Here is a 24,290-nt window from a genome sequence, read left to right on the forward strand (position 1 = left end):
CCACTCGACCCGGATGGTGCGGTTTGCACGTTGTTGCCGTGCGGCGGCGCGACCAGCATGGACACACCCGTCCACCGACACCGCCCGGAGCCGCCCGTGTCCCCGTCCTCTGCCAGGTCCGCCGTCGAGCACCTCGACGTCCTCATCGTCGGAGCCGGGATCTCGGGCATCGGTGCCGCGCGCTACCTGAAGACCGAGCTGCCGTCGAAGAGCTTCGCGGTCCTCGAAGCCCGCCAGGTGTCCGGCGGGACCTGGGACCTCTTCCGCTACCCGGGCATACGCTCGGATTCGGACCTGCACACCTTCGGGTACGAGTTCAAGCCCTGGCGCGACGAGCAGTCCATCGCCGATGCGCCGCGGATCCTCGACTACCTGCGGCAGGCCGCCACCGAGAACGGCATCGACGCGCACATCCGCTACCACCACAAGGTTCTCGGCGCGTCCTGGTCGAGCGACGAGGCGCGCTGGACCGTCGAGGTCGAACACACCGACACCGGCGAGCGCACCACGCTGACCTGCGGCTGGCTGTTCTGCGCGGGCGGTTACTACCGCTACGACGAGGGCTTCACGCCCCGCTTCGAGGGCCTGGACCGCTTCCCGGGCCCGGTCGTGCACCCGCAGCACTGGCCGAAGGACCTGGACTACGCGGGCAAGCGTGTCGTGGTGATAGGCAGCGGGGCGACCGCGGTCACGCTCGTCCCGTCGATGGCGGGCACCGCCGCGCACGTCACCATGCTCCAGCGCACGCCGACCTACGTCATGCCGATACCGCGCGCCGACGCGATCGCCAACGCGCTGAAGAGGTACCTCGGACAGCGCCGCGGCTACGCCCTGTCCCGGCGCAGGAACATCGCCCAGCAGCGTCTCGTCTGGAGCTTCTGCCGGAGATTCCCGAAGACGGCGCGGCGCGTGATCCGATGGTCCAACGCCCGTCAGCTGCCCGCTGGTTACCCCGTCGACGTGCACTTCAACCCGCCGTACGCCCCCTGGGACCAGCGGCTGTGCGCCGTTCCCGACGGAGACCTGTTCCGGTCGATCCGCGAGGGCCGGGCCACCGTGGTCACCGACCGGATCGCCACCTTCACCGAGCGGGGCATCCTCCTTGAGTCCGGGCAGGAGCTGGAGACGGACGTCGTCGTCACCGCCACCGGGTTGAACGTGCAGGCGTTCGGCGGCATCCGCCTCACCGTCGACGGCCGTGAGGTACGGCTGTCGGAGACCCTCGCATACAAGGGCATGATGCTCTCGGGCGTGCCGAACTTCGCCTTCGCCATCGGCTACACCAACTCGTCCTGGACGCTGAAGGTCGGCCTGCTCTGCGAGCACTTCTGCCGACTGCTCGCCCATCTGGACGCCCACGGCTACGACAGCTGCCGACCCGAGCCGGCCGACCCCGGAATGGTGACCCGCCCGCTCCTCGACTTCGGCGCCGGCTACGTCCGGCGCGCCGTCGACTCGCTGCCCCGGCAGGGGGACCGGATGCCGTGGCTGACCTCCATGGACTACCGCGACGACGTCAAGCTGCTGCGCTCCGGCAGCGTCACCGACCGGGAACTGGTCTTCTCCCGGGCCGCGGCCCGGACGGGGGCGGCGGCGTGACGGGCGGGGACGACGCCACGACGGATGGATCCGACGGCGACCGGTTCGTCGAGCCGCCGGCCGGGCCGCGCCTCGCGTACCGGACGCACGGCCCGGACGACGGCGAACCGCTGCTGCTGTTAGCCGGGTTGGGGCTCGACCTGACCTCCTGGCCGGACCGCCTCGTGGCCGGGTTCACCGGCCGAGGCTTCCGGGTGGTGCGGTTCGACAACCGGGACGCCGGCCGGTCCGACCGGATCGCGGCCCCGCCGCCGGGGCGGACGCGCCAACTCCTCGCCCGCCCCCGCCCCGACGCGTACGACCTGGCCGACATGGCGGCCGACACCCTGGGCCTGCTGGATCACCTCGGCATCGGCCGGGCCCACCTGGTCGGCATGTCGATGGGCGGCATGATCGCGCAGACCCTCGCGGCCCGACACCCCGACCGGGTCGCCACGCTCACCTCGATCTTCTCCACCACGGGAGCCCGGCGGGTCGGCCGGCCTGGTCGACCGTCGCGCGGCTGGTCAAGCCCGCGGCCCGTACCGTCGAGGAGTCCGTGGCCCGGCACCTGGAGCTTGTGGCGCACATCGGCGGCACCGGTTTCCCGCCCGACGAGGCGCTGGAGCGGGCCTGGTCGGCGGGCGTGTGGGAGCGTACGGGCGGCAGGCGCTCCGGTGCGCCGATGGCCCGGCAGATCGACGCCATCCGCGCCTCCGGCGACCGTACCGCCGAACTCCACCGGATCACCGCGCCCACGCTGGTCGTGCACGGCGACCGCGACCTCCTGGTGCATCCCAGCGGCGGCCGCGCCACCGCCGCCGCGATCCGCGGCGCCCGGAACGTGGAGATCCCCGGCATGGGCCACAACCTGGCGCCCGGCGTCCTCGACCGTCTGGTCGGCCTCACCACCGAACTCGCCCACGCGCACGGCGCTCGCGTCGTGCCCGCCCCCTCGGCAGGAGAACCCGTATGAGCAACAGCGTCCGCGGCAAGGTGGCCGTGGTCACCGGCGCCGGCGCCGGCATCGGCCGTCAGGTCGCCTTCGAACTGGCCAAGCGCGGCGCCCGGCTGGCCGTCAGTGACATCGACGACGGCGGCCTCGGCGAGACCGCCGACCGGGCCCGGGCGCTGGGCGCCGAGGTGCACACCGCCCCTCTTGACGTCGCCGACCGTGCCGCCGTGGAGTCGTACGCCAAGACCGTCGCCGCGCACTACGGGGTGGTGCACCAGATCTACAACAACGCCGGGATCACCGGCGGCGGACGGACGGTCCTGGAGACGGACTGGGACGTGTACGACCGGACGCTGGCGGTCAACCTGTTCGGCGTCATCCACGGCACCAAGGCGTTCCTGCCGCACCTGATCGCCTCCGGCGACGGGCACGTGGTCAACGTCTCCAGCGTCAACGGCTACCTCGCCCAGCCCACGCTCTCGGCCTACTGCGCGAGCAAGTTCGCCGTCCGGGGCTTCACCGAGACCCTGCGCACCGAGCTGCTGACCGGGCGCCTGCCGGTCCGGGTGACTCTCGTCCACCCCGGCGGCGTCAAGACCAACATCGCCACCGTCGGCCTGTCCCAGGCCCGCGACCGGGGCCTCGTCCCGACAGCTTCCGAGGTCGACCGCGCACGCGTCTACAACGACAAGCTCCTGAAGATGCCCGCCGAACAGGCCGCCCGCGTCATCGTCGACGGTGTGGAGGCCGGAGCCCCGCGCATGCGCGTCGGCTCCGACGCCAGGACCGCGGACCGCCTGGTCCGCCTGCTGCCCGGCCTGTATCCCAAGCTGACCGCCGCGTTCGAGCGGAAGCTGTTCGGTGCCGCTGGGTGATGACCGATGACGGCATGGGGGAGTGCGCTCCCTCTGTGCGTACAGGTGAGGCGCTTCAGTTCGCCGCCGGATCCGTGGCGCGGGTGCCGACGGTGATCAGCAGGTCGGCGAGGCGGGAGAGGTCGGCAGCCATGTCGATCTCGGGGTTGAGCAGCCACTGCAGTTGGAGTCCGTCGGTCGCCGCGATGAGGATGCGCGCGGCCCAGGCCGGATCGAGGGGCTCGGGCGCTGCGGGGGAGCCGGGGTGTGCTCCGGGGCCGGTGGCCTCCGCGTCCCGTTCGGCGGCCTTGGTCGCGATGGCGGTCGTCAGTTCTCGGCGGAAGCGGTCGTAGCGCTCGGTGAAGAAGTCGTGGGCGGGGTGGTCGGGTTCGGCCGCCGCCGCGGCCAAGTCGACGAAGAGCTTCACCAAGCCCGGTGTCGCGGCGTTCCGCGCCAGCATGTCCGCGTAGCCGGCGTCGTGCTTCTCGAAGCACCCGTACAGCTCGCTTCCGGCGGCGTCGCGGGCTTCCAGCACGGCGGTGAGCAGGGCCTCGCGGCCGCCGAAGTGGTGCAGGACGCCCGCGTCCGTCATGCCGGCGCGCTGGGCGATGTCCCGTACCGACACCCTGCGGCTGCCCGCCTCCGCGTACGCCGCGAGCGCGGCCTCGATGATCCTCTGCCGCTTCGCAGCGGTCTTCGCGTACGGCCCCCTGGGAGTGCTCATGGGTGGAGTCTAACGAGCCCACAACCAAAACCTTGACCATCAATGTTTTCAACATTACCTTGAGGCGACTTCCACACAACACGGCATGTAGGAGCCGTCCGTGACGCCCACCTCACCCGTCGGTGCGACCTTGATCAAAGGCGGCACCGACACCGAGAAGCCCCCCGCGAGAGCCACCCGGCTGGGCCCCCTGCTCGCCGCCACCCACCTGAGCTGGGCGTTCCCCGCCGCCGCCGGGCTGACCCTCCTCCAGGCACGCCTGGAGGAGCTCGACCCCGCCACCAAGCTCACCCACTTCGCCGTCCTGGCCACCGCCGGAGCGGTCACCGCCCTGGTCTCCAACATCACCTTCGGCCTTCTGTCGGACCGCACCCGGTCCCGCCACGGCCGCCGCAACCCGTGGATCGCCGCAGGCGGCCTCACCGCCGCCTGCTGCCTCAGCGCGGCGTCCTTCGCGGACGGCTTCGCCGGGCTCCTCGTGCTGATCGTGGCGTTCCAGATCGCCCTCAACGCGATGCTCGCCCCGCTGTACGCGGTGCTCCCCGACCGGGTCCCGTCGGAGCGCTTGGGCAAGGCCTCGGCCTGGACCGGCCTCGGTTCGCTGGTCGGGCAGAGCCTGGGCGCGGTCGCGGCGGGCGCGCTGGTCACCGCGCCGACCCTGGGGCTGCGCTGGCTGCCCTGGCTGGTCGCTGCGGGCGCCCTGCTGTTCTTCTTCATGGCCCCGGACACGTCCTCGAAGGACCTGGCCCGCCCGCGGATCTCCCTGCGGGAGCTGGGCCGGGGCCTGCTGCCGCCGAAGGACGCCGACTTCTTCTGGGCGCTGGGCGGACGGCTGCTCGCCCTGCTCGGGATCAACCTCGTCCTCGTCTACCAGCTCTACGTGCTGACCGACCACCTGCACCTGTCCACCGCGCACGCGGGTCCGGTCATCGCCCTGGGGGCGATCGTCTCCGCGCTCGCCACCGGCACCGCCATCGCCGTGTGCGGGCCGCTCTCGGACCGGCTCCGGCGCCGCAAGGTGTTCATCCTGGCCGGCACCGCCGTCATGGCCGCTGCGATCGTCCCCCTGGTGCTCGCCCCGGCCCTCTGGTCCTTCTACCTCTTCACCGGCGCCGCCGCCCTCGGCCTGGGCTGCTTCGGCGCGGTCGACCAGGCCCTCGTCGCGGAAGTCCTGCCCGACCAGGAGAACCGAGCCAAGGACCTCGGATTTCTCAACATCGCCAACACCATGCCGCAGCTGCTCGCCCCGATCACCGCGGGCCTGCTCGTGCCCGCCTTCGGGTACCCGGCACTGTTCGTCCTCGCCATCGTCCTGACCCTCGCCGGCGGCCTGTGCGTCCTGCCGCTGCGCCGCGTCGCCTGACCCCCGTCACCCATCCCTGCCCTACCGAACGACCGCCGCGGCCCGGCGCCGCCGTCCCACTTCCCAGGAGCACGCACCATGACCGACCCCCGCACCACCCTGCCCGAGGGCTTCCTCTGGGGGGCCTCCACCGCTGCCCACCAGACCGAGGGAGCGAACCACAACAGTGACTGGTGGGAGCTGGAACACCTCGCCCTGGAACAGGGCCCCGGCGGGCACATCGAGGAGCCCAGCGGCGACGCCTGTGACAGCTTCCACCGCTGGCCCGAGGACATGGACCTGCTCGCCGGATTCGGCTTCACCGACTACCGGTTCAGCATGGAGTGGGCCCGCATCGAACCGGCCCCCGGCGAGATTTCCCGCGCCGCGATCGACCACTACCGCCGCATGGTCGAGGGCGCCCACCAGCGCGGCCTGCGCCCCCTGGTGACCCTGAACCATTTCACTACGCCGCGCTGGTTCGCCGCCCGGGGCTCGTGGTACGGCGAAGACGCCGCCGACCGGTTTGCCCGCTTCGCCGAGGCCGCCGCCCCGGTCTACGCCGACGGCGTGGACCACCTGTGCACCATCAACGAGCCGAACATGGTGGCGGCCCTGCTCCCTGTCCTCGCTCAGGCGGCGGCCGGCACGGAGGCGGGCGGCGCGACCGAGCAGCTCGCGACCACCGGGATACCCGAGCCGGACCCCCACCTCACCGAGGCCCTGACCCGCGCCCACCGCCGCGCCGTCGAGGCGGTCAAGTCCCACGTGCCGCACGTGCGCACCGGCTGGTCGGTCTCCGTCCAGGCATGTCAGGCGCTCGAAGGCGCGGAGGCAGCCGCCGATGCCTACAGCCGCCCGCGCCAGGACGTCTTCCTGGAGGCGGCACGCGACGACGACTGGCTCGGCGTCCAGACATACACCCGCATCGTGGTCGGCCCCGACGGCCTCCTGCCCGTCCCCGACGACGCCGAACGCACCCTCACTGGATGGGAGTTCTACCCGGAGGCCCTCGGCGAGGCGGTGCGCCGGACCGCCGAGCTCGCCCCGGGCGTCCCGCTCGTCGTGACCGAGAACGGCATCGCCACCGGCGACGACACGCGCCGCGTCGCCTACACCTCCGGCGCCTTGGCCGGTCTGGCCGACGCGATGGCCGACGGCATCGACGTACGCGGCTACTTCCACTGGACCGCCCTCGACAACTACGAGTGGGGCAGCTACCGGCCCACCTTCGGTCTCATCGCGGTCGACCGCACCACCTTCGCCCGCACTCCCAAGCCCTCCGCCGGCTGGCTCGGCGCGGCCGGCCGAGACCGTCGCTGGCCCACGGCCTGACGGACGGCGACCACGGAGGCCGAAGCCGCTCCCCGATCCGGCCGCCGCCTCCCGGGCGCCTTGAGCGCCCCACCTGCCGAACGGCCCCCGGCCCCGGACCTGACACCAGGACCGGGGGCCGTTCCTCACCGATCCCACCCCCAGCTCCTTCTCCTCTTTTCCCTTCTTCCCCTCATCCCCGCACAGGAGGAACCATGAGAAAGATCCTCTGATGCACCATGCGGAGTGCGTGGCCATCCCTGAACCGGCTGCAAAGGGCTCCTGACCTGCGGTTCTGTGCGTGCGCATGAACCTCGCGGACCTTCTGGGCCCGGCCGCGCGGACCGGGCCGTCCCTGCCTCGGCCGCACGCTCCTCGGAACCGGGAGCGCGGTTCGGCGGAGACGTGGTGGGGGCGCGGTGGTCCGAGGCCTTGAGTGGTCGGTATCACCTCGCCACCCAGATACCAGACCGGTATCATCACTGTATGGCGATGACACTCCGACTTCCCGACGACCTCGACGCGAAGCTCACCGAGCGTGCTCGTCGCGAGCGCCGCAGCAAGCAGGAGCTTGCCATCGAGGCCATCCGTGACGCCCAGAACCGGGCCGAGCTGAAGGTCGACGACGTCTTGGCCGAGCTCATGGACAGCGATGCGGAGATCCTGGACTACCTGAAGTGACCGAAGTGCGCTACATCCAGATCGACGAGATCCTGGCCATCGCCCGCGCGGTCAACGGTACCGAGCACAGCGTGCGCGACATGGGACTTCTGGTGTCGGCGATCGAACGGCCCCGAACCAACGTATTCGGGGCCGAGCTGTATCCCACGCTGCACGAGAAGGCGGCGGCGCTGCTGCACTCGGTCGCCCGCAACCACGGGCTGATCGACGGCAACAAGCGCACCGCCTGGCTTGCCATGCGCGTCTTCCTGCGGTTCAACGGCGTCAGCGCCGGTGCCGTTCCGCCGCCCGTCTCCGTGGCCGGCCCGTTCGTCGAGGAAGTCGCGCAGGACATCGTCGATGTGCCGTTCATCGCCAAGCGTCTGCTTGCCTGGTTCCCCGTTTCCTGACGCACGACATCGTGAGGCCCGGAAACTCGCGTGCCCAGCCCTCACGCATCACCCGGCTTCCATCGCCGCCGAGCGACGGCGCGTCGGCCGACCGGATCGGGCCGGACCCCCTGGCCCGGATTGCCGGTCGCGGCGCGCGCGCCGTCGAGCCGCAGATGTTCGGCCACGCCCCGTGTGGAGGCCGCCGGATCATGCGCCGCTCAGGGCACGCGTGCCCGGCCCCCACCTCGTCGTCGTGCGCCTCGGACGCGCAGCCGCACGACGCCGCTCGTCGGCCCACCTCCTGCTGCTCCCCGGATCGTTACCGTGGGGGCCGAAGTGCCGCGGGGGCGGCGGAGGAGGGGACGTACGAGGATGCGCAGGGTTCCACCGGAAATGTTCCGGTTCACCACGGGGGAGAAGTCCGACCTGAACGGGGCCGTGCTGGAGGCCTTCGGCGTGGCGGGCGAACACCTGGAGACCACGCTCGGGCTCGACGGCGTACGCGAGCGGTTGCGCGGGGTGGGCTGGATCGCGGACGTCGATGACGAAGAACTGCACGACACGCTGAAACGGCTGGTGGGGTGGGAACTTCTCGATGTGGTCCACAACCACGCCGAGAACTACCGCACGGCCGAGGAGTACGAGCGGCGCAACCTGCACTACTCGCTGACCCGCCGGGGCGAGGCCGCGCTCGCCGGGCTGCGACACGCCCTGGAGGTGCTGGCCTCGACGGGGGCGCTGCAGACCGCGGTGCTGGAGGCGATCACCGATCGGCTCGACGAGCTGACTCTGCTGTCCGGTGAACCCGCCGCGGCGGACCGCCGGATCTTCAGCACCTTGCGGGAGCTGGAGGGCCATCTGGAGGCCCTGGTGGAGAACACCAAGGCCTTCAACGGCCAGCTGCAGCGGCTCCTGCGCGCCGAGGGCGTGGACCTGGATGTGTTCCGTGAGGTCAAGGCCGCCACCGTCGCGTACCTCCAGGAATTCCTGATCGATCTCGACCGGCGCGGCGAGACGGTCGCCGCGGCCGTGGCCCGCGTGGAGGAGAGGGGCATCGCGGTGCTGCGCGAGCGGGCCCTGCGGGGCGCGGAACTGCCACCGGTGCCGGGGGAGGACCCGGCGGCCGGCTGGCTGGAGGGCCGGCGGGCGCGCTGGTCGGGCCTGCGGGCCTGGTTCCTGCCGGACGACGGGGCGCGCCCCCGGATCGAGCAGCTGCACGACATCGCCCGGCGCGCCATCGTCTCCCTCCTCCAGGTCCTGGAGCGGATCAACGAGTCCCGGCGCCGCTCCTCCAGCGCCGTACAGGACTTCCGTGAACTGGCGCGCTGGTTCGCTGCGGCTCCCGAGGAGGACGACCTGCACCGGTTGTGGTCGACGGCCTTCGGCCTCGGTCCGGCACGCCACGCCCACCTCGCCCACCCCGACCCCGAGTTGATCCCCTTGTCCCGTTCCTGGTCCGAGGCGCCTGCGGTGGCGGTGTCGGCGCTGCTGCGGACCAGTGGACGGACGGAGCGCTTCACCCGCACCGGCAAAGTGAGGGACGTCGCGGCCCTGAGGGCCGAGCGCGCCGAGCGGGCACGTGCGGAGCGGGCGGAACTCGCGCGCGCCCGGCAGGCGCTGAGGACGGACGGCCCGGTGCGGCTCTCCTCCTTCGACGTCCTGGATCCGGTGGCCTTCGACCACCTGCTCGACCTGTTGGGCCGGGCCCTTGCCGCCCCGTCGGACACGGATGGCCTGCGGCGGACCACGACCGGGGACGGCAGGGTGGAGATCGTGCTGTCGCCGCCTCCCGACAGGCGTACCGCCGTACTGCACACCGCGAAGGGGACGCTGGCGGGCCCGGACTACGTCGTCCACATCATGGTCGCGGGCGGAACGACAGCCTTCCCGGCAGTAGGCGCCGCCACCGGACAGGAGGCGGCCGGATGAGCACGCTCGCCAACCAGCTCGCCTCCGCGGAACGGGAAGAGGTCGCCCGTGCCCTCCGCCTCCTTCTGGCCCGTCCGCTGCTCACCGAGGCCGCCGACCCGACCGGATTCGAACTGGTGCGTCGCCGTCGTGACCCGCTGGCCCGTTGGTTCGACTACACGTGCGGCTGGAGCCTGGTCGTGGAGCCCCGCCGCGGGTACGCCCGCCTCGCCAAGATCCGTGCGAACCCCGACGGCTCCCGCCCGGCGCGCAGGGCACGGTCCGGCCGGGCCCCGTTCGACCGTCGGCGCTACGTCCTGCTCTGTGTCACCGCGGCCGAGTTGCTGTCGATGCCGATGACGACCATCGGCATGCTCGCCGACCGCGTTGTGCAGGCGACGGCGGCCGACCGGGAACTGCCGGCGTTCGACCCGGTCCACCGGCCGGAGCGGATGGCGTTCGTCGACGTCCTGAAGCTGCTGGAGTCGTACGAAGTGCTGCGCGCCGTGGACGGGACGACCGAGGCGTACGCCGACTCCGCGGAGGCGAAGGTGCTCTACCGGGTGGACAGCACGCTGCTGATGAGGCTGCCGGCGGCGCCCGTCGGCGCCTCCCGGCTCGCCGTGCCCCCGGACGAGGTGCCCGCGCGGTTCGAGAACCTCCTCACCGGCCTGGTCCGGGAGCGCCGGTACGGCGGCGCCGCCGTCGACGGGACGGCCGACGATTCGTCCGGCGAGACCGCCTCCACGGATGCCCAGCGCAACCTGTGGCTGCGCCACTCGGTACTCCGCCGCCTCTTCGACGACCCCGTGCTGTACCGGGCCGACCTCGACGAGGACGAACTCGCGTACGTCACTTCCCCGACCGGCCGCCGGATCATGCGCCGCTCGGTCGAGCAGGCCGGCTTCCTCCTGGAGGAACGGGCCGAGGGCTTTCTCCTCGTGGATCCGGACGGCATCGCCACCGACGTCCGCTTCCCCGACGACACCTCCACCGCCCGGGTCGCCGCGTTGCTCCTCCTCGAACCTCTCTGCGCGACTCCCGCGGGGATGCTGCCCGAGCAACTGGCCGAGGCCGGGGCCGGGCAACTGCGCCGCTTCCCGGGCTGGGCCAAGGCGTACCGGTCCGAGGACGGTCCGGCACGGCTGGCCGACGACGCCCTGCGCGTCCTGCTCGACATGGGCTTGGCCGACCGGGCCCGGGGCCGCGCCTTCGCGCGGCCGGCCGCGTACCGCTACCGCTTGACGGAGACCACGAGCCCGAGCCCGAGCCCGGGTCCGGGCCCGAGGAACGAACCGGAAGGCACCACCGCTTCCAGCGGCGTCGCCGCGGCAGGAGACACACAGTGAACGTGACAGAGCTGCCCCTCCAACGACGGCCCGAGGAGGACGCCGAACTGCCGTCCGTTCGCGAGTCGGACGCCGCCCGCAGCCGCTGGCAGCCCCACCGCGCGGGCATCCTCAACGTCTGGCGCTACTACGACGAGACCTTCACGTTCCATCAGGGGCGTCTGCTGCTGCGCGGCCAGAACGGCTCCGGCAAGTCCAAGGCCCTGGAACTGCTGCTCCCCTTCCTCTTCGACGCCAGTCTCCGCCCCAACCGCCTCTCCACGTTCGGTGGTTCGGAACGAACCATGCACTGGAACATGCTGGGTGCGGGAGCTTCCGGCAAGACACGCGTGGGATACGTGTGGATGGAGTTCCGCCGCGTCGACGACGGCGTCGAGCGTTGGTTCGGCTGCGGTGCCCGCCTGCATGCGAGCGTGCACACCAGTACGGCACACGCCGAATACTTCACCACCGGCTCCCGGCTCTCCCACCCCGATGGCGTGCCACTCGTCAACGAGGCGGGGCAGCCGCTGACCAAGGCCGCTCTCGCCGAAGCCCTTCGCGACCGGGGCGAGGTCCACCCGTCGGCCACCGACTATCGCACCGCTGTCCGGCGCGCGCTCTTCGCGGGCATGGCGGAGCAGCGGTACGAGTCGCTGCTCTCCGCGCTGCTCCAGCTCCGCCAGCCCAAGCTGTCCGAACGGCTCGACCCCTCGCTGCTGTCCACCCTGTTGTCCCGCGCCCTGCCCCCGCTCGGCGAAGGGGAGATCACCGAACTCGCCGAGGGCTTCGAGCGCCTGGACCGGCAGCGCGACCACGTCGACCGGCTCGACGCGGAAGTGGCGGCGGCCGAGACCGTCGCATCCCGGCAGCGCGCCTACGCCCGCCGGGTTCTGCGCGCCGGTGCGGCCGGACTCATCTCCGCGACGACCGACCTGGACGACCTCACCCGTGCCGCCCGCCGGAGTGCCGAGGAGCTCGACGAGGTGCTCGCGGAACGCGGCTCGACGCAGGCCCTGCGCGACGAACAGGAGCTGCGGGCACACGCACTGGACGAGACCGTCGAGGGGCTGCGCGACAGCGACGCGTACCGGAAGGGGGAGGAACTCGACCGGCTCCGCCGCGACGCCGCACACCTCGTCGCCGCCGCCGAGCAGCGGCGTTCCACCGCTCGGTCCGCCGGGAACGGGGCGGAGAAGGACCGGAGGCTCGCCGACGAGACCGCGGGGCACGCCCGCACCTTCGACGAACACGCGCGAGAAGCCGCGGACGAAGCCCACCGGTCGGCCCGGGGCCCGGGCATGGAGTCCGTCCATCGTGAGGTGGCGGCGATCCTGGACGCGGGACCGGCGGTGCCGCTCCGCGACGGCCCGGCGCACGGCACGGGCGACCGGCGATCCGAGGAGTCCGGTGCCGTCGTTCGTCCGCCGGGAGAGGACGCGGCCCGCCGGGCCCGCCGACTGCTCCGCGGCGCGGTCACCGCCCGACGCGGGCAGGTCGCCCACATCACCGAGGCGATCGAGGGGCACGACCGCGCGGTACGGGACCGGGGCACCGCCGAGGGCCTGCTGGACGAGGCACGCACCCGGCTCGGGGAGGCGATCGTTCGCCGGGACGAGACCGCCGGAGCCTGGGACGACGCCGTCGCCGGGCAGGCGGAACGGCTGCTCGCCTGGGCCGGGAACTGCGCGGAGCTGAGCATCGCCGACCCCGGCGAACTGGCGGCCGGGGCCGCGGTCGAGGCGGATGTGCGCGCGTTGGTCGATGCCGCCGCGCGACCGCTGGACCAGGAGATCACCACGGCGCGGGCCGGTGCGCAGGCCGCACGCCGGCGGCTGGGGGAGGAGCGGGACAGGCTGGGCGAGGAGGTGCGTCGGCTCAGTGGCGAGACCGACCTCCCGCCGCCCGTTCCGCCCGCCCGTACCACCGTCCGCACCACGGCGGCGGGAGCACCGTTGTGGCGGTTGGTGGTCTTCCGCGAAGACGTCCCGGTCCCCGTCCGGGCAGCGGTGGAAGCCGCACTGGAGAGCTCGGGCCTCCTGGACGCGTGGGTCAGTTCCTCGGACGGGATCACGCTGCCGGGTCACGACACCCGGATCGAGGCCGCCCTGACCACGACCGCCCCGGGGCCCAGCCTGCTCGACGTGCTGCGGCCGGAGGCGGACCTCCCCGTACCGGCCGACACCGTGACCCGGATCCTCGCCGGTGTCGCGTACGGCACCGTCCTTCCCGGCGGCCACCCGGCTGCCGTCTCCGCCGGAGGAGCCTGGCGCCTCGGGCCGGCCACCGGGACGTGGAACAAGCCGGAACCCGCTTTCATCGGTGCTCTCGCCCGGCAGCGGACCCGGCAGCGCCGGATCGCCGAACTGACCGGGCGCGTCGAGGAGACGGCCGCCGCCCTCGACGCCGTCGACGGCCAGCTGCACGAGCTCGACGCCCGGGCCGCCCGGCTGGACGCCGACCGGGCCGCCCGCCCCGGCCACCGGGAACTCGACGCACTCCGACGGGACTGGGACCGGGCCGAGGAGATGGTGGCCGCCCGGGACGAGGTCGTACGCGACGCGACCACGCATCTCGCCCGGCGCGAGACCGAGGTGGCGGACGCGCTGCGCACACTGAGCCGCCGGGCGGCGGAACACGGACTGCCCACCGACCGCGACCGGCTGCGGACGCTCTTCGACGACATCGAGAGATTCCACGACCTCGCGGGCAACTGGGTCTACGCCCGCCTCACCGCGGCCACCGCCGCGGAACGGGCCCGGCAGACCGCCGCGCAGGCGGACCGATCCCGCCGCATCGCGGACGAGAGGGCCGAGGAGGCGGCCACGGCCGGGGCGAGGGCCGCCGGGATGACGGCGCGCCTGCACGCGGTGGAGGCGGCCGTCGGAGAGGACTACCGGCAGATCGTCGCCCGTGTCGTGGAGGCGCGCGACGAACGGGACCGCTGCCGGGACGACGCCCGGCGGGCGAACCGTCTCCTCGTGGACCTGGAAGGCCGCATCGGAGAACTGAGGGCCACGAGTGGCCAGGACGCCGAACGACGGGAGAGGGCCGTCGCGGCCCGGGGCGGCGCGGCACGTCGCCTGCGGCATCTGTGCCTCGTCGGCCTGGCCGAGGACGCCGGAATCGCACCGGAACTCGACGCCGGGGACGGCACCAGGGCCACTCTGGAGGCCGCCCGCGCCATCGCGGCCCAGTGGCCCGGCCTCCCGCACGCCCCACGGAACCTCGGCGACGCCGCGACCCGCCTCTCCGAAGCCGTCCATGAGGCCCGCGGACACCTCGGCGTCCGCGCCGACCTGGACCTGGAGCCCGACGACGACGTCCAGCTCTTCACCGCCGCCCTGGACGGCGTCCGCGTCGGAGCGACCGGCCTGCTCACCACGCTCACCCAGGAACGCGACCGCAGCCGTGACGACATCAGCACCGCCGAGCGGCGTCTCTTCGACCAGATCCTCACCGGTGACATCCGCCGTCACCTCGCCGCCCGAATCCGCCGGGCCGGCGAGCTCGTCGCACACATGAACGGGCACCTGGAGCGGGTCCGCACCGCCTCCAAGGTCGCGGTCCAGCTCGTCTGGGACGTTCGCCCGGACCTCCCCGACAGCACCCGCACCGCCCGCCAACTGCTCCTGAAGGACCCCGGCCGGGTCACCGAGTCCGACCGTGAGGCCCTGCACGCCTTCTTCCGCGGCCGCATCGAGGAGGCCAAGAACAGCGACACGGCCGCGAGCTGGGAGGAACACCTCGGTGACGTACTCGACTACACCGCCTGGCACAGTTTCACCGTCAGTCTCGACCGGGCGGACGGAAAAGGCAGGCAGCCGCTGACCAAGCGGCTGCACGGCGCCCTCTCCGGAGGGGAGAAGGCCATCGCCCTGCACCTGCCGCTGTTCGCCGCCGTCGCCGCCCACTACGAGGACGTGCCCCTGGCACCCCGCCCGATCCTGCTCGACGAGGTCTTCGTCGGCGTCGACACCGTGAACCGAGGACAAGTCTTCGCCCTGCTCACCGCACTCGACCTCGACCTCATGATCACCTCCGACCACGAGTGGGGCACCTACCGCGAGCTGCCCGGCATCGCCGTCCACCAACTCCTCACCGCCGGTGACGACGAGGCCGTCACCAGCGCGCGCTTCGTCTGGAACGGCACCGGCATGGAGGCGGAATGACGACCGCGAACACCACGCCCCGCACAGAACCGGCCCCGGGCGAGGCCACCCTGCGCCGCCCCGAGCTCCGCCCCCTCTGGCAGACGGTCCACGACCGCCTCTCCTCCGGTCGCCCCGTCGCGCGGGTACGCCTCGGACCGCTGGACGAACCCCAGCGGGAGGCCCTTGCCGACCTCCTCGGTCTCGACCGCCTGCCGGATCCCCGTCCCTCCGTCGCCCTGGACCGTTTGGAGGAGGCCGTCCGCGAACTCTCCGGCCGTACCGTCCGAGAGGCCGTCACCGCACTCGTCGGACCACTCGGCGACCGAGCCGGCGAGCGGCGCCGCCAGGACGACGAACGCTCGGGACTGTGGGCCTGGCTGGCCGGTCACGACACGGTGCGGGCGCAGCCGGTGCTCGCCGACTGGGCCGCCTCCTGCCGGGCCGCGGGCCTGGTCGGCGGCTCGGCGGAACGCACCCGCACACTGCTCACCGACGCGCTCGCCGTGCTCGCCGAACTCCCCGGCCGGGCCGAACCGCTGCCCGTCTTCGCCGCCCGGGTCCTGAACGGCCACGCACACGCTCTCGACGACGGCACACCTCTCTCCACGCTCGTCCTGCGCGCCCTGGCAACCCTGTACGACGTCGCTCCACCGCAGTCCGCGGCGGAACGACGCGCCCTGTGGACCCGTGCGGGCGTCGCCGACGACGCGCTGTCAGCCACCGTCGTCGTGGGCGGGCTGCGCCCCGTCGGCGACGGTCTTCTCGCCCGGGTGGCCCGCCTGTGCGCCGAGGCCGGCCAGGCCGCCAGCCTGACCCTCGCGCACGTGCGGAACCCGGGCGAACTCGCCTTGCCCGCCGCGCTTGCCCCACACGTCGTCCACGTGGTGGAGAACCCCAGCATCCTGGCCCTGGCACTCCGCCGCTTCGGCCCCGGCTGTCCGCCGCTCGTCTGTACGTCCGGTTGGCCCAACAGCGCCGCGATCCAGCTCCTGCGCCTGCTCGCCGACCGGGGCGCCGCTCTTCGTTACCACGGTGACTTCGACGGCGAGGGCATCCGCATCGCCGCGTACGTCCTGGACAAGACACGGGCGCACCCCTGGCGCATGACGGCGGCGGACTACCGGGCCGCGGTCGTCCGCAACGCGCGCGGCCCTCACCCCGGGCGCGTCACCGAAGCGCCGTGGGATCCCGGGCTTGCCGATGCCCTGGCGGAGCACGGCGCTGCCGTGGTCGAGGAACTGGTCGCCGATGCGCTGTTGGGGGACCTCGCCGCCGAGGCGCGGCCGGAGTGTTCCTCCGGCCGCCTGCGTCCGGGAAAGGCTTGAGAACGGCGCCGCCGCGCGGGACGCGGAGTGCCTCGGCGAGTGGTCCGACGGTGAAGGAATCGGCGTTGACGACGGCCTGCACCCGGTCGCGGAGCCGGAGTTCGGCGAGGAAGCGGGTGACGTGGGCCGTGACCGTGGTCTCGACGGGGCGGAGGCGGATCGCGCTACGCCGCGACGGATGTCACGGTCCCCCTGGCCGCCTGGCGCACGACTTCGGACCAGGCGTCCGTGTGCTTGAAGCGTTTGCGTACGACGGCGGTGTCGAGGCGGTTCGTCCGGCTCCGGCCGTCGTTGTCGATTCTGGTCCGGTAGTACGTCAGGGCCCTGCCGAGTGCCTCCTTTATCCGGCTCGCCGGTTCGTCGATGCTGATGCGTTCCTCGGCGTAGGCGTGGACGAGGTCGGGCAGCCGGTACCGGTCCGGTTCCACTTCGTGGACGAGATGAACCCGGGTGAGTGCGGTCAGGTGCCGGTGCACGGAGGCGGCGGACTCGTCGGCCAGGGCGGCGATCGCCTGTATGCCCATGTCGTGCAGGGGGTGCAGGGCCAGCAGCCGTAACAGGCGACGGGCGCCCAGCGGGAGGCGGGCGTCGGAGGCCGCCACGGAGGTCCTGACCCCGCCTTCCATGGCGAGGAGGGTGAGCGACTCGCGGTAGTAGTCGGCGAGGTCCCAGTTGGGATGGTCGCGCAGATGGCGGCCGATGATCGTCAGTGCCTGCGGCTGGTGGCCGAGGAGTTCGCCGATCCGGCGGCCGGCCGCGGGGCCGGGGCCGAGGCGCTCGGCTCCCGCGACGCGGCCGAGCAGCTCCGCGGAGCCGGCCGCGTCCAGCGGGGGGACCCGCAGCCGCTCCACTCCGTCCACGTCGTACAGGGCGCTGCGGCTGGTGACGACCGTGCGGCAGGTGGGCGAGCCGGGCAGCAGCGGGCGGATCTGGTCACCGTCGGCGGCGTCGTCGAGCACGATCAGGGTCCCGGTTCCGGCGAGCGTCTGCCGGTAGAGCTGGACACGGGCTTCGAGGCCGTGGGGGATCCGCTCGCCGCCCACTCCCAGGAGGCGCAGGAAGCATTCCAGAACCGCGGAGGGGTCGACCGGGGGTGCGCCGGGGGCGGTGCCGCGCAGTCGTGCGAAGAGTACGGGTGCGTCCGGACGGCCCGCCGGGCGCACGCGGTGGACGAGGGCCAGGGCGAGGGCCGTCTTGCCGGTTCCCGCCATGCCTTCCAGGGCGAGCACGGGTGCGGCGTCCTCGTCGAGGAAGAGGGATTCCGCCCGGGTCAGCAGGTCGTCCCTGCCGATGAGCAGCGACGGCGGTGCGGGCAGCCGGTCGTAGGCGGTGACCCGTGCGGACGCCTCGACCTCGCCCAGGACGGCACGCATGGCCTGCCGCCAGGTGGAGACCGTCGCCGCGTCGCCGTCGACCAGGGCGTGGACGACGGCGAGCAGGAGGTCGGTGTTCGGGCGGCGGCGTCCGATCCGGAAGCAGTTGCCCACGGTGGATCTGGCGGGCCATTCGTTGCGCGGGCGTCCCACCTGCCGCCAGGCGGCATGAACGCGGCGGGTGATCTCCGTGATCGAGGGATTGCCGGCCCATGCCTTCAACAGGCGTAGTTCGCCGATGAACTCGTCCATCGTGCGGGCTCTGCCCGGATCGAGTAACTGCGGCACGAAGATCCTCCCCCAAGGACGGCTGGCCTGAACACAACAACATGGAACGAGCGTTTCAAGTTAGTCCGGGAAGCGTCCCCCCTGTCAAGCACATTCCGGCCGTCGCGAGGAGTGGCGCGGTCTCGTCCAGGATCGTCCACGATCCGGCCGGGACACCGCCGCCGCTCCCGATGCTGATGCCGCCTCGCCGGGCCGGCGCCCTCCTCCGCTCGCGCCACAGCCCTCGCCCGTCCGTGGCCGCCCTGCCTTGCCCTTACGCACCGAAGGAGACAGGACCGTGGAAATGCAGGTAGCCATGCGTGACAACGCCCCCACGCGGGCCATGGGGAAGACCGCGCGCGACAACGCTCCGGCGCCGGGCACGGGGAAGACCGTGCGTGACAACGCCCCGACGCCGGCCATGGGGAAGACCATGGCCGGCCGCGCCGGCTCCCCCCGCCGCATCGTCATCGTCGGCGCCGGGTTCTCCGGCACCCTCACCGCCATTCGCCTCCTGCAGTTCGCCGCCGCGCCGCTGGAGATATGCCTGATGGAGCGCGAGGAGGGATACCGCTACGGCGGTCTCGCCTTCGGCCGGGCGTCCACGCACTGGGAGCACATGCTCAACATCCAGGCCGGCCGCATCACCCTGCGCCGCGAGCGCCCGGAGGACTTCCTGGAGTGGGCGAACGGGGAGGCCGACCGCACCGACTGGCCGGCGAAGTGGCAGTATCACGCCTTCGGCGTCGCCTGTGTCGTGCCCCGGCTCGTCTTCCGCCAGTACCTCGCCGAGCGGCTGCGGTCGGCCGTGGCCGACGCCCACCCCGAGGTCTCCCTGCGCGAGTTGTCCGGCGAGACCATCGACGTGCGCCGCGGTGACGACGGCTACGTCGTCAAGTACGCCGACCTCGGTGAGGAGGGCGGTGTCCACGAGCTCCACTCCGACCAGGTGATCCTGGCGACGGGTCACCTCGCCCCCTCCCAGGCGCCGTTCTACCACCGCGTCCGCGGTTCCGAGCGGTTCATCGGCGACCCCTACGCCCCCGGGGTCCAGGAACGATTCCGCGCCGTCGGCGCCGACGAGACCGTCCTCGTCACCGGCTCGGCGCTCTCCGCCTTCGACACCGTGGTCTCCCTGGTGCACGCCGGGCACAAGGGGCAGATCCTCATCTGCTCGCGGGGCGGACACCTGCACGGCACCTACCCGACGGACCACGAGCACGACATCTGGCAGGCCCGCCGCCCCGCGTTCCTCGACGCCGACACACTCACTCCCGAGGCCGTCGTCGAGGGGGTCGGGGCGGAGTACGCCCACCTGCTCGCCGAGCACGGCGCGGACACTCCCGCGGAGATCTTCGCCGAGCGCGTCATGAAGGCCTGGGAGCCGTACGTCATCGAGCTGATCTCCCGGATGGACGCCGACGACGTCCGGATGCTGCTCGACCGCTACAAGAGCCTGATCGTCACCAGCCGCACCAGTACCGTGCGGGAGATCGGCGGTGTGGTCCGCGACCGGATGCACGGCTACCACGGCGCCCCGAGGACCATCAGCGTCATCCCGTCCGCCATCCAGGACATGCGGCCGGTCGAGGACGGCACGAAGATCCGCGTCGTCCTCGCCGACCGCGAGGACGTGACCGTCGACCGCGTCGTCAACTGCCTGGGCAACAACACCGACTACGAGCGAGCGGACCACCCGCTGTGGAACGGCCTGATCCACGGGCACCGGGCCGCCCGGCCGCAGGGCAGGACCCACCGCGGCGTCGAGGTCGGCCCGCACGGCCAGCTGGTCGCCGCCGACGGCGGGACGGCGAGGAACCTCTTCGCCGTCGGCCCGATGCGCCAGGGCGACGAGACCACCCGCCGGGGCCGCCTCGGAGCGTTCGTGTTCAGCATCGGAACCCTGCGCAACCAGTGCTTCGACACCGCCATGGAAGTACTGCGCCAGGCCGGGAGCCAGACCAGCGGGGAAGCGATGAACCTTCCGGACACGGTCCACCACTGCCTGGTCCGCAGCAGCGACTGGATCGTCGCCGACCTGGACCTCGGCGCGAGCGAGCCGGACACCGAGCGGCTCCGCGAGCGCCTGCTGGCCCACGCCCGGGAGACCGCCTACCCGAACGCCGTCAACTACCTGGGAGCCGAGGACCGGACCGAGCGCGACAAGTACCGGACGATCCTCACCGACGACACCGCCGACTTCGGAACCGCCCTGGCCCGCGAGTTCGGCCTCACGGCCGAACAGGCCCGCCGGACCGTCGCCCTCCTGACGACGCTCGTGGAGAAGCACGCCGTGCACAACCTCTGCGACATCACCCGCCTCGCCGGGTGGGACTCCGAGTACGCCGGCCAGGTCAAGCACGCCCCGAAGAAGGATGCCTGATGGAACACCACGCACAGCAGGAGGACGACCGCGGGCTGCTCGGCAGGCTCTTCATGGTCCGGCACGGCGAATCCACCTGCAACTCCGTGCACCGCATCGCCGGACAGCGCGACGCGCCGCTGACCACGCTCGGCCGCATCCAGGCCGAGAAGGTCGCCGCCCGCCACCGCGGCCAGGAGTTCGACCGCGTCTTCGTCTCGCCGCTCAGCCGCGCGCACGACACCGCCCGCACCATCCTCGGCGAGCGGGGCCCGGCCGGCCCCTCGGTCGTCGTCGACGACCGGCTCATGGAACGCGACTTCGGCAGCTACACCCTGGAGAGCAAGTCCATCCTCCAGCGCCGCCACGGCATCGCCGAGTACGAGCGCGCCATGAACGCCGACAGCCCCACGATGCGGGGCGGGGAGACCGCCGAACAGTTCAAGGACCGGGTCCGCGCCTTCTACGACGAGGAACTGCTGCCGGCCCTGCGCCGGGGCGAGACGGTCTGCGTGGTCTCCCACAAGTACGTGGTCGAGCTGATCTGCCGGTTCGTCCTCGACCGGCCGGCCGACGAGTCGTACGACCTGCGGCTGCCGAACTCCGAGATGCTGCGCGGCGACCGCGTCCACTCGTACGTGAAGAACGAGAACGAGACCATGAACATGGTCTACGACTGGATCGTCGTCAACCACCCGATCGTCTTCTGCGCCGGTCTCGCCGCCGGACTGCTCGGCAACCTCGCGGGACTGCGCTTCGCCACCTCGCCGTACCTCCTGCTCGTGCTCCTGGTCCTGGCGAGCGTGATCACCATGTGCCGCATCGAACTGGAGAACGCGCGTACCTTCGTCACCGACCGGGGCATCCTGCGGTCCGTGGCCCTGCGCTACCTCGCGCTGCCCCTCGTCCTCGCCGCCGCACTGCGCTGGTGGGACGTCGGCGACACCAGCACGGTGGCCTTCGCCGCGATCTTCCTCGCCACCCCGAGCTCCGTGGTCGCGATGACCGTCAGCCGCTGCCTGGGCGGAATGATCATGCCGACGTTCGCGCAGGTCCTGCTCTCCTCGCTGGCCGCGACCGTCTCGTTCTCCGCCGTCCTGGCCGCCACGCTGCACCAGGGGGTGGCACCGGCCCTCGCCATCAGCGCCGCCACCTCGACCGGCGTCGTCGCGGCGGCCTACCTCCTGGTCGGCCGGCTCAGGCGGCGCTTCCCGATCCGCACCGCCAAGTACGGCGAACGCAACGGCTACGCGGCCGTCCTGCTGCTCACCGCGTTCATCGTGCTCGTCACGCTGAAGCTCGACCTCGCCGACTTCACGACCCACGCGCCGACCGCGCTCGGCATCACCGTGGGACTGCGGCTCGTCGCGATGCTCTTCAAACGCCGCGGGCACGTACAGACCCTGGACGACTACACCGCCATGACCTACCCGAACATCTTCGTGGTGGTCGTCATCGCCGCCCTCACCGGCAACGCCGCCCTGGAGCAGGTCGCGATCTGGACCCTGCTGCCGATGTTCGTCCTGTCCTTCTTCGACAGCCGGTACGCCCGCTCCCTCGTCGTCGCCGCCGACGACACGCGCTGGCCCGCCGTCCTCGGCCTGGGTCCCACGCCCGCGCGGCGGCCCGCGGCCGGACCGGACCTCGGCACCGCCCCCACCACCGTCACCGCACGGTCCTGACAACCGCAGGAGCACCTGTGCATCACGCCACCCACCAACTGGCCGCCGCCGTCGTCGACAAGAACCTCGAACTCGTGCTCGAAGTGCTGCCCGCCGTCGTCGTCATCCTCGCCGCGTCCGCGCTGTGCGGCAGACTCGCCCTCCTGGTCGGACAACCGCGGGTCCTGGGCGAGATGGTCGCGGGCGTCCTGCTCGGCCCCACCCTGTTCGGAGCCCTCTTCCCCTCGGCCCAGAAGGCGATCTTCACGCCCGAGGTGAAGCCGATCCTGTACGTCCTGAGCACCATCGGCCTCACCGTCTTCATGTTCCTCGTCGGTGCCGGGCTCGACCACCGCGCGGGCAGTGGCGGCAAGGACACCCGCAACGCCGCCGTCCTCGCCGTCTCCGGCATCGTCCCCTCGCTGCTGCTCGGCGCCGGTGTCGGATACCTCCTGTACGACCGGATCTCCAGGCCGGACGTCACCCCCTTCGAGTTCGCCCTCTTCCTCGGCGGCGCCCTGTCCATCACGGCCTTCCCGATGCTCGCCCGCATCCTGTACGAGCGACGGCTCCAGAACTCCTCGCTCGGCCGCATGACGCTCCTGGGCGCGTCCGTCGACGACGCCGCGGCGTGGTGCTTCCTCGCGGTCCTCTCCGCGATGCACAGCGGCGCCGGCGCCTGGCACGTGTGCAGGACGATCGGCCTCACCGCGGTGTTCGCCGCCGTCATGCTCCTCGGGGTCAAGAAGCTGCTGCGTCCGCTCGGCGACCGGGTCGAGCGCACCGGCACCTTCGGTTTCGAGGAGATGTACATCGTCATCGGGATCGTGCTGCTCTCGGGCCTGTTCACCGACTACATCGGGATCTACTCGGTGTTCGGCGGCTTCATCGCCGGTCTCGCGATGCCCGAGAATCCCGCGTTCCGCGCCGCCCTGCACGGCCGGATGATGGACATCGTCTGCGTCCTGCTCCTGCCCATCTTCTTCGCCTTCTCCGGACTCAACACCGAGCTCGGCGGCATCGCCGGCTGGGCGATGGTCCTGCCCTTCCTCGCCATCCTCGCGGCCGGCTTCATCGGCAAGTACGTCGGCTGCGCCGCGGCGATGCGCGCGATCGGCTTCTCCTCGCGCGAGTCCTGGGCCGTGGGCGGCCTGATGAACGCCCGGGGCCTGATGATCCTGATCTTCATCAACATCGGCCTCGCCCAGGGGGTGATCACACCCGAGGTCTTCGCCATGCTCGTCCTGGTCGCCGTCATCACGACGGCCGCCGCGGTTCCGCTCTATCGCCGGGCGATGCCCGACCGGCTGGAACGGCAGATGGTGTCCGCCCCGCCGGAGACCGCTTCGTCCCCGGTGGCGGAGCCCCCGCGGCACGAACCCGCGGGAGTCTGACCCGACCCCTTCGCCGGGCGGACACACCAGGTGTCCGCCCGGCGTCCCGTCCCGCGGGAAGGTTCAGGCGGCCCGAGCGCCGATCGGCGCGAGGGCGGCCTTCACCGTCTCCGTGAGGGTGCCCGCGTCGGCGCCGGCCCGTGAGCGCAGGTTGACCCCGTAGGCGAGGAGGGCCAGCAGGTCCGCGGAGGAGGCGGGATCGACGCCGGGGGAGAGCTGCCCCCGCTCCCCGGCCGTGACCAGGGCCGCGCGGAGGGCGTCGCGCAGCTGCTGGTGGTGCTGGTCGAGGACGGCGCGGATCTCCGGGTCGCCGTTCTCGGTTCCCGCGTGGGCGTTGGAGACCATGCAGCCCCAGCGCGCGTACTCGCCCGAACAGCGGGCGGTGATCAGCCCGGTGAAGAAATCCGTGACGGCGGGCAGTCCCCTCGCGTCCTCGGCCAGACGCCGGAAGACCGGTTGCGAACGGTGCTCCAGATAGCGCCGCAGGGCCGCCCGGTACAGGGCCTGCTTGTCGCCGAAGGTGGAGTACAGACTGGAGCGGTTGATACCGGTGGCGTTCACCACGTCCTGGATTCCGGTCGAGGCCATGCCCTGTTGCCAGAAGAGCCGTACCACCGTCTCCAGGGTCGCGTCCGGATCGAAGTGCTTGATGTCCGGCATGTTTCACCCCGCCATCTTGAAATAGGAATTCCAAGATAA

Annotated in this window: 17 protein-coding genes and 1 pseudogene; 15 read left to right on the forward strand and 3 right to left on the reverse strand. The window is 72.2% G+C overall.

Translation table 11 applies throughout. The annotated features are described in order from the left end of the window. The first annotated feature begins 57 nt into the window (after nucleotides 1-57). The 4 genes and pseudogenes from ACF1CT_RS29175 to ACF1CT_RS29190 all read left to right on the forward strand — a co-directional run bounded on the left by ACF1CT_RS29175 (nucleotide 58) and on the right by ACF1CT_RS29190 (nucleotide 3,408). Nucleotides 58-1,599 (forward strand): flavin-containing monooxygenase, encoded by a 1,542-nt coding sequence (locus tag ACF1CT_RS29175; RefSeq protein ID WP_391786962.1) that lies wholly within the window; start codon nucleotides 58-60, stop codon nucleotides 1,597-1,599. Nucleotides 1,600-1,763: 164 nt separating this feature from the next. Continuing rightward, nucleotides 1,764-1,988, forward strand: a pseudogene (locus ACF1CT_RS29180) (alpha/beta fold hydrolase); the annotation flags it as partial. A gap of 149 nt (nucleotides 1,989-2,137) precedes the next feature. Then, nucleotides 2,138-2,554: an alpha/beta fold hydrolase gene (locus ACF1CT_RS29185; RefSeq protein ID WP_391786989.1), complete on the forward strand. Its 417-nt coding sequence runs from the start codon at nucleotides 2,138-2,140 to the stop codon at nucleotides 2,552-2,554. Beyond that, nucleotides 2,551-3,408 (forward strand): SDR family NAD(P)-dependent oxidoreductase, encoded by an 858-nt coding sequence (locus ACF1CT_RS29190; protein WP_391786963.1) that lies wholly within the window; start codon nucleotides 2,551-2,553, stop codon nucleotides 3,406-3,408. Before ACF1CT_RS29185 ends, ACF1CT_RS29190 begins: the two co-directional genes overlap by 4 nt. 55 nt (nucleotides 3,409-3,463) lie before the next feature. On the opposite strand, the gene ACF1CT_RS29195 is transcribed toward ACF1CT_RS29190, so the two are convergent. Further along, on the reverse strand, nucleotides 3,464-4,111 hold the full coding sequence (locus tag ACF1CT_RS29195) for a TetR family transcriptional regulator (RefSeq protein WP_391786964.1): 648 nt from the start codon (nucleotides 4,109-4,111) through the stop codon (nucleotides 3,464-3,466). Between the two features lie 100 nt (nucleotides 4,112-4,211). Here ACF1CT_RS29195 and ACF1CT_RS29200 point away from each other — a divergent pair, with 100 nt between their 5' ends. The 8 genes from ACF1CT_RS29200 (at nucleotide 4,212) to ACF1CT_RS29235 (ending at nucleotide 16,534) form a co-directional block, all read left to right on the forward strand. Then, nucleotides 4,212-5,474: an MFS transporter gene (locus ACF1CT_RS29200; RefSeq protein WP_391786965.1), complete on the forward strand. Its 1,263-nt coding sequence runs from the start codon at nucleotides 4,212-4,214 to the stop codon at nucleotides 5,472-5,474. Between the two features lie 78 nt (nucleotides 5,475-5,552). Beyond that, nucleotides 5,553-6,788 (forward strand): glycoside hydrolase family 1 protein, encoded by a 1,236-nt coding sequence (locus ACF1CT_RS29205; protein WP_391786966.1) that lies wholly within the window; start codon nucleotides 5,553-5,555, stop codon nucleotides 6,786-6,788. A gap of 465 nt (nucleotides 6,789-7,253) precedes the next feature. Then, nucleotides 7,254-7,448, forward strand: a complete 195-nt coding sequence (locus ACF1CT_RS29210) for a ribbon-helix-helix protein, CopG family (RefSeq protein ID WP_147995503.1) — start codon at nucleotides 7,254-7,256, stop codon at nucleotides 7,446-7,448. Further along, nucleotides 7,445-7,837, forward strand: a complete 393-nt coding sequence (locus ACF1CT_RS29215) for a type II toxin-antitoxin system death-on-curing family toxin (RefSeq protein ID WP_391786967.1) — start codon at nucleotides 7,445-7,447, stop codon at nucleotides 7,835-7,837. Before ACF1CT_RS29210 ends, ACF1CT_RS29215 begins: the two co-directional genes overlap by 4 nt. Before the next feature lie 354 nt (nucleotides 7,838-8,191). Next, nucleotides 8,192-9,748, forward strand: a complete 1,557-nt coding sequence (locus tag ACF1CT_RS29220; RefSeq protein ID WP_391786968.1) for a TIGR02677 family protein — start codon at nucleotides 8,192-8,194, stop codon at nucleotides 9,746-9,748. After that, a complete protein-coding gene (locus tag ACF1CT_RS29225) occupies nucleotides 9,745-11,076 on the forward strand; it encodes a TIGR02678 family protein (protein WP_391786969.1) in 1,332 nt (443 codons plus the stop codon). Before ACF1CT_RS29220 ends, ACF1CT_RS29225 begins: the two co-directional genes overlap by 4 nt. Continuing rightward, a complete protein-coding gene (locus ACF1CT_RS29230) occupies nucleotides 11,073-15,227 on the forward strand; it encodes a TIGR02680 family protein (RefSeq protein ID WP_391786970.1) in 4,155 nt (1,384 codons plus the stop codon). The genes ACF1CT_RS29225 and ACF1CT_RS29230 overlap by 4 nt, the downstream gene beginning before the upstream one ends. Further along, complete coding sequence (locus tag ACF1CT_RS29235) at nucleotides 15,224-16,534, forward strand: TIGR02679 family protein (protein WP_391786971.1); 1,311 nt, start codon at nucleotides 15,224-15,226, stop codon at nucleotides 16,532-16,534. The genes ACF1CT_RS29230 and ACF1CT_RS29235 overlap by 4 nt, the downstream gene beginning before the upstream one ends. Before the next feature lie 164 nt (nucleotides 16,535-16,698). On the opposite strand, the gene ACF1CT_RS29240 is transcribed toward ACF1CT_RS29235, so the two are convergent. Further along, nucleotides 16,699-18,195, reverse strand: a complete 1,497-nt coding sequence (locus tag ACF1CT_RS29240) for a hypothetical protein (RefSeq protein ID WP_391786972.1) — start codon at nucleotides 18,193-18,195, stop codon at nucleotides 16,699-16,701. A gap of 283 nt (nucleotides 18,196-18,478) precedes the next feature. Between ACF1CT_RS29240 and ACF1CT_RS29245 the strand changes: the two genes are divergently transcribed. From ACF1CT_RS29245 to ACF1CT_RS29255, 3 genes are read left to right on the forward strand one after another with little or no spacing between them, the layout of a single operon-like run. Beyond that, a complete protein-coding gene (locus ACF1CT_RS29245; protein ID WP_391786988.1) occupies nucleotides 18,479-20,557 on the forward strand; it encodes an FAD/NAD(P)-binding protein in 2,079 nt (692 codons plus the stop codon). Beyond that, nucleotides 20,557-22,218: a histidine phosphatase family protein gene (locus tag ACF1CT_RS29250; RefSeq protein ID WP_391786973.1), complete on the forward strand. Its 1,662-nt coding sequence runs from the start codon at nucleotides 20,557-20,559 to the stop codon at nucleotides 22,216-22,218. The genes ACF1CT_RS29245 and ACF1CT_RS29250 overlap by 1 nt, the downstream gene beginning before the upstream one ends. A 17-nt stretch (nucleotides 22,219-22,235) precedes the next feature. Further along, on the forward strand, nucleotides 22,236-23,591 hold the full coding sequence (locus ACF1CT_RS29255; protein WP_391786974.1) for a cation:proton antiporter: 1,356 nt from the start codon (nucleotides 22,236-22,238) through the stop codon (nucleotides 23,589-23,591). Between the two features lie 63 nt (nucleotides 23,592-23,654). On the opposite strand, the gene ACF1CT_RS29260 is transcribed toward ACF1CT_RS29255, so the two are convergent. After that, entirely contained in the window at nucleotides 23,655-24,251 is a 597-nt protein-coding gene (locus ACF1CT_RS29260; protein ID WP_391786975.1) for a TetR/AcrR family transcriptional regulator, read from the reverse strand. Nucleotides 24,252-24,290 lie beyond the last annotated feature (39 nt).

It is taken from the genome of Streptomyces sp. NPDC014734, from assembly GCF_043083325.1.
Classification (GTDB): Bacteria; Actinomycetota; Actinomycetes; order Streptomycetales; family Streptomycetaceae; genus Streptomyces.

Coding starts and splice junctions, on each gene's coding strand:
- ACF1CT_RS29175 (WP_391786962.1), top strand. CDS start 58: ATGGACACACCCGTCCACCGACACCGCCCGGAGCCGCCCGTGTCCCCG.
- ACF1CT_RS29190 (WP_391786963.1), top strand. CDS start 2,551: ATGAGCAACAGCGTCCGCGGCAAGGTGGCCGTGGTCACCGGCGCCGGC.
- ACF1CT_RS29195 (WP_391786964.1), bottom strand. CDS start 4,111: ATGAGCACTCCCAGGGGGCCGTACGCGAAGACCGCTGCGAAGCGGCAG.
- ACF1CT_RS29205 (WP_391786966.1), top strand. CDS start 5,553: ATGACCGACCCCCGCACCACCCTGCCCGAGGGCTTCCTCTGGGGGGCC.
- ACF1CT_RS29210 (WP_147995503.1), top strand. CDS start 7,254: ATGGCGATGACACTCCGACTTCCCGACGACCTCGACGCGAAGCTCACC.
- ACF1CT_RS29220 (WP_391786968.1), top strand. CDS start 8,192: ATGCGCAGGGTTCCACCGGAAATGTTCCGGTTCACCACGGGGGAGAAG.
- ACF1CT_RS29225 (WP_391786969.1), top strand. CDS start 9,745: ATGAGCACGCTCGCCAACCAGCTCGCCTCCGCGGAACGGGAAGAGGTC.
- ACF1CT_RS29235 (WP_391786971.1), top strand. CDS start 15,224: ATGACGACCGCGAACACCACGCCCCGCACAGAACCGGCCCCGGGCGAG.
- ACF1CT_RS29245 (WP_391786988.1), top strand. CDS start 18,479: ATGCAGGTAGCCATGCGTGACAACGCCCCCACGCGGGCCATGGGGAAG.
- ACF1CT_RS29250 (WP_391786973.1), top strand. CDS start 20,557: ATGGAACACCACGCACAGCAGGAGGACGACCGCGGGCTGCTCGGCAGG.
- ACF1CT_RS29260 (WP_391786975.1), bottom strand. CDS start 24,251: ATGCCGGACATCAAGCACTTCGATCCGGACGCGACCCTGGAGACGGTG.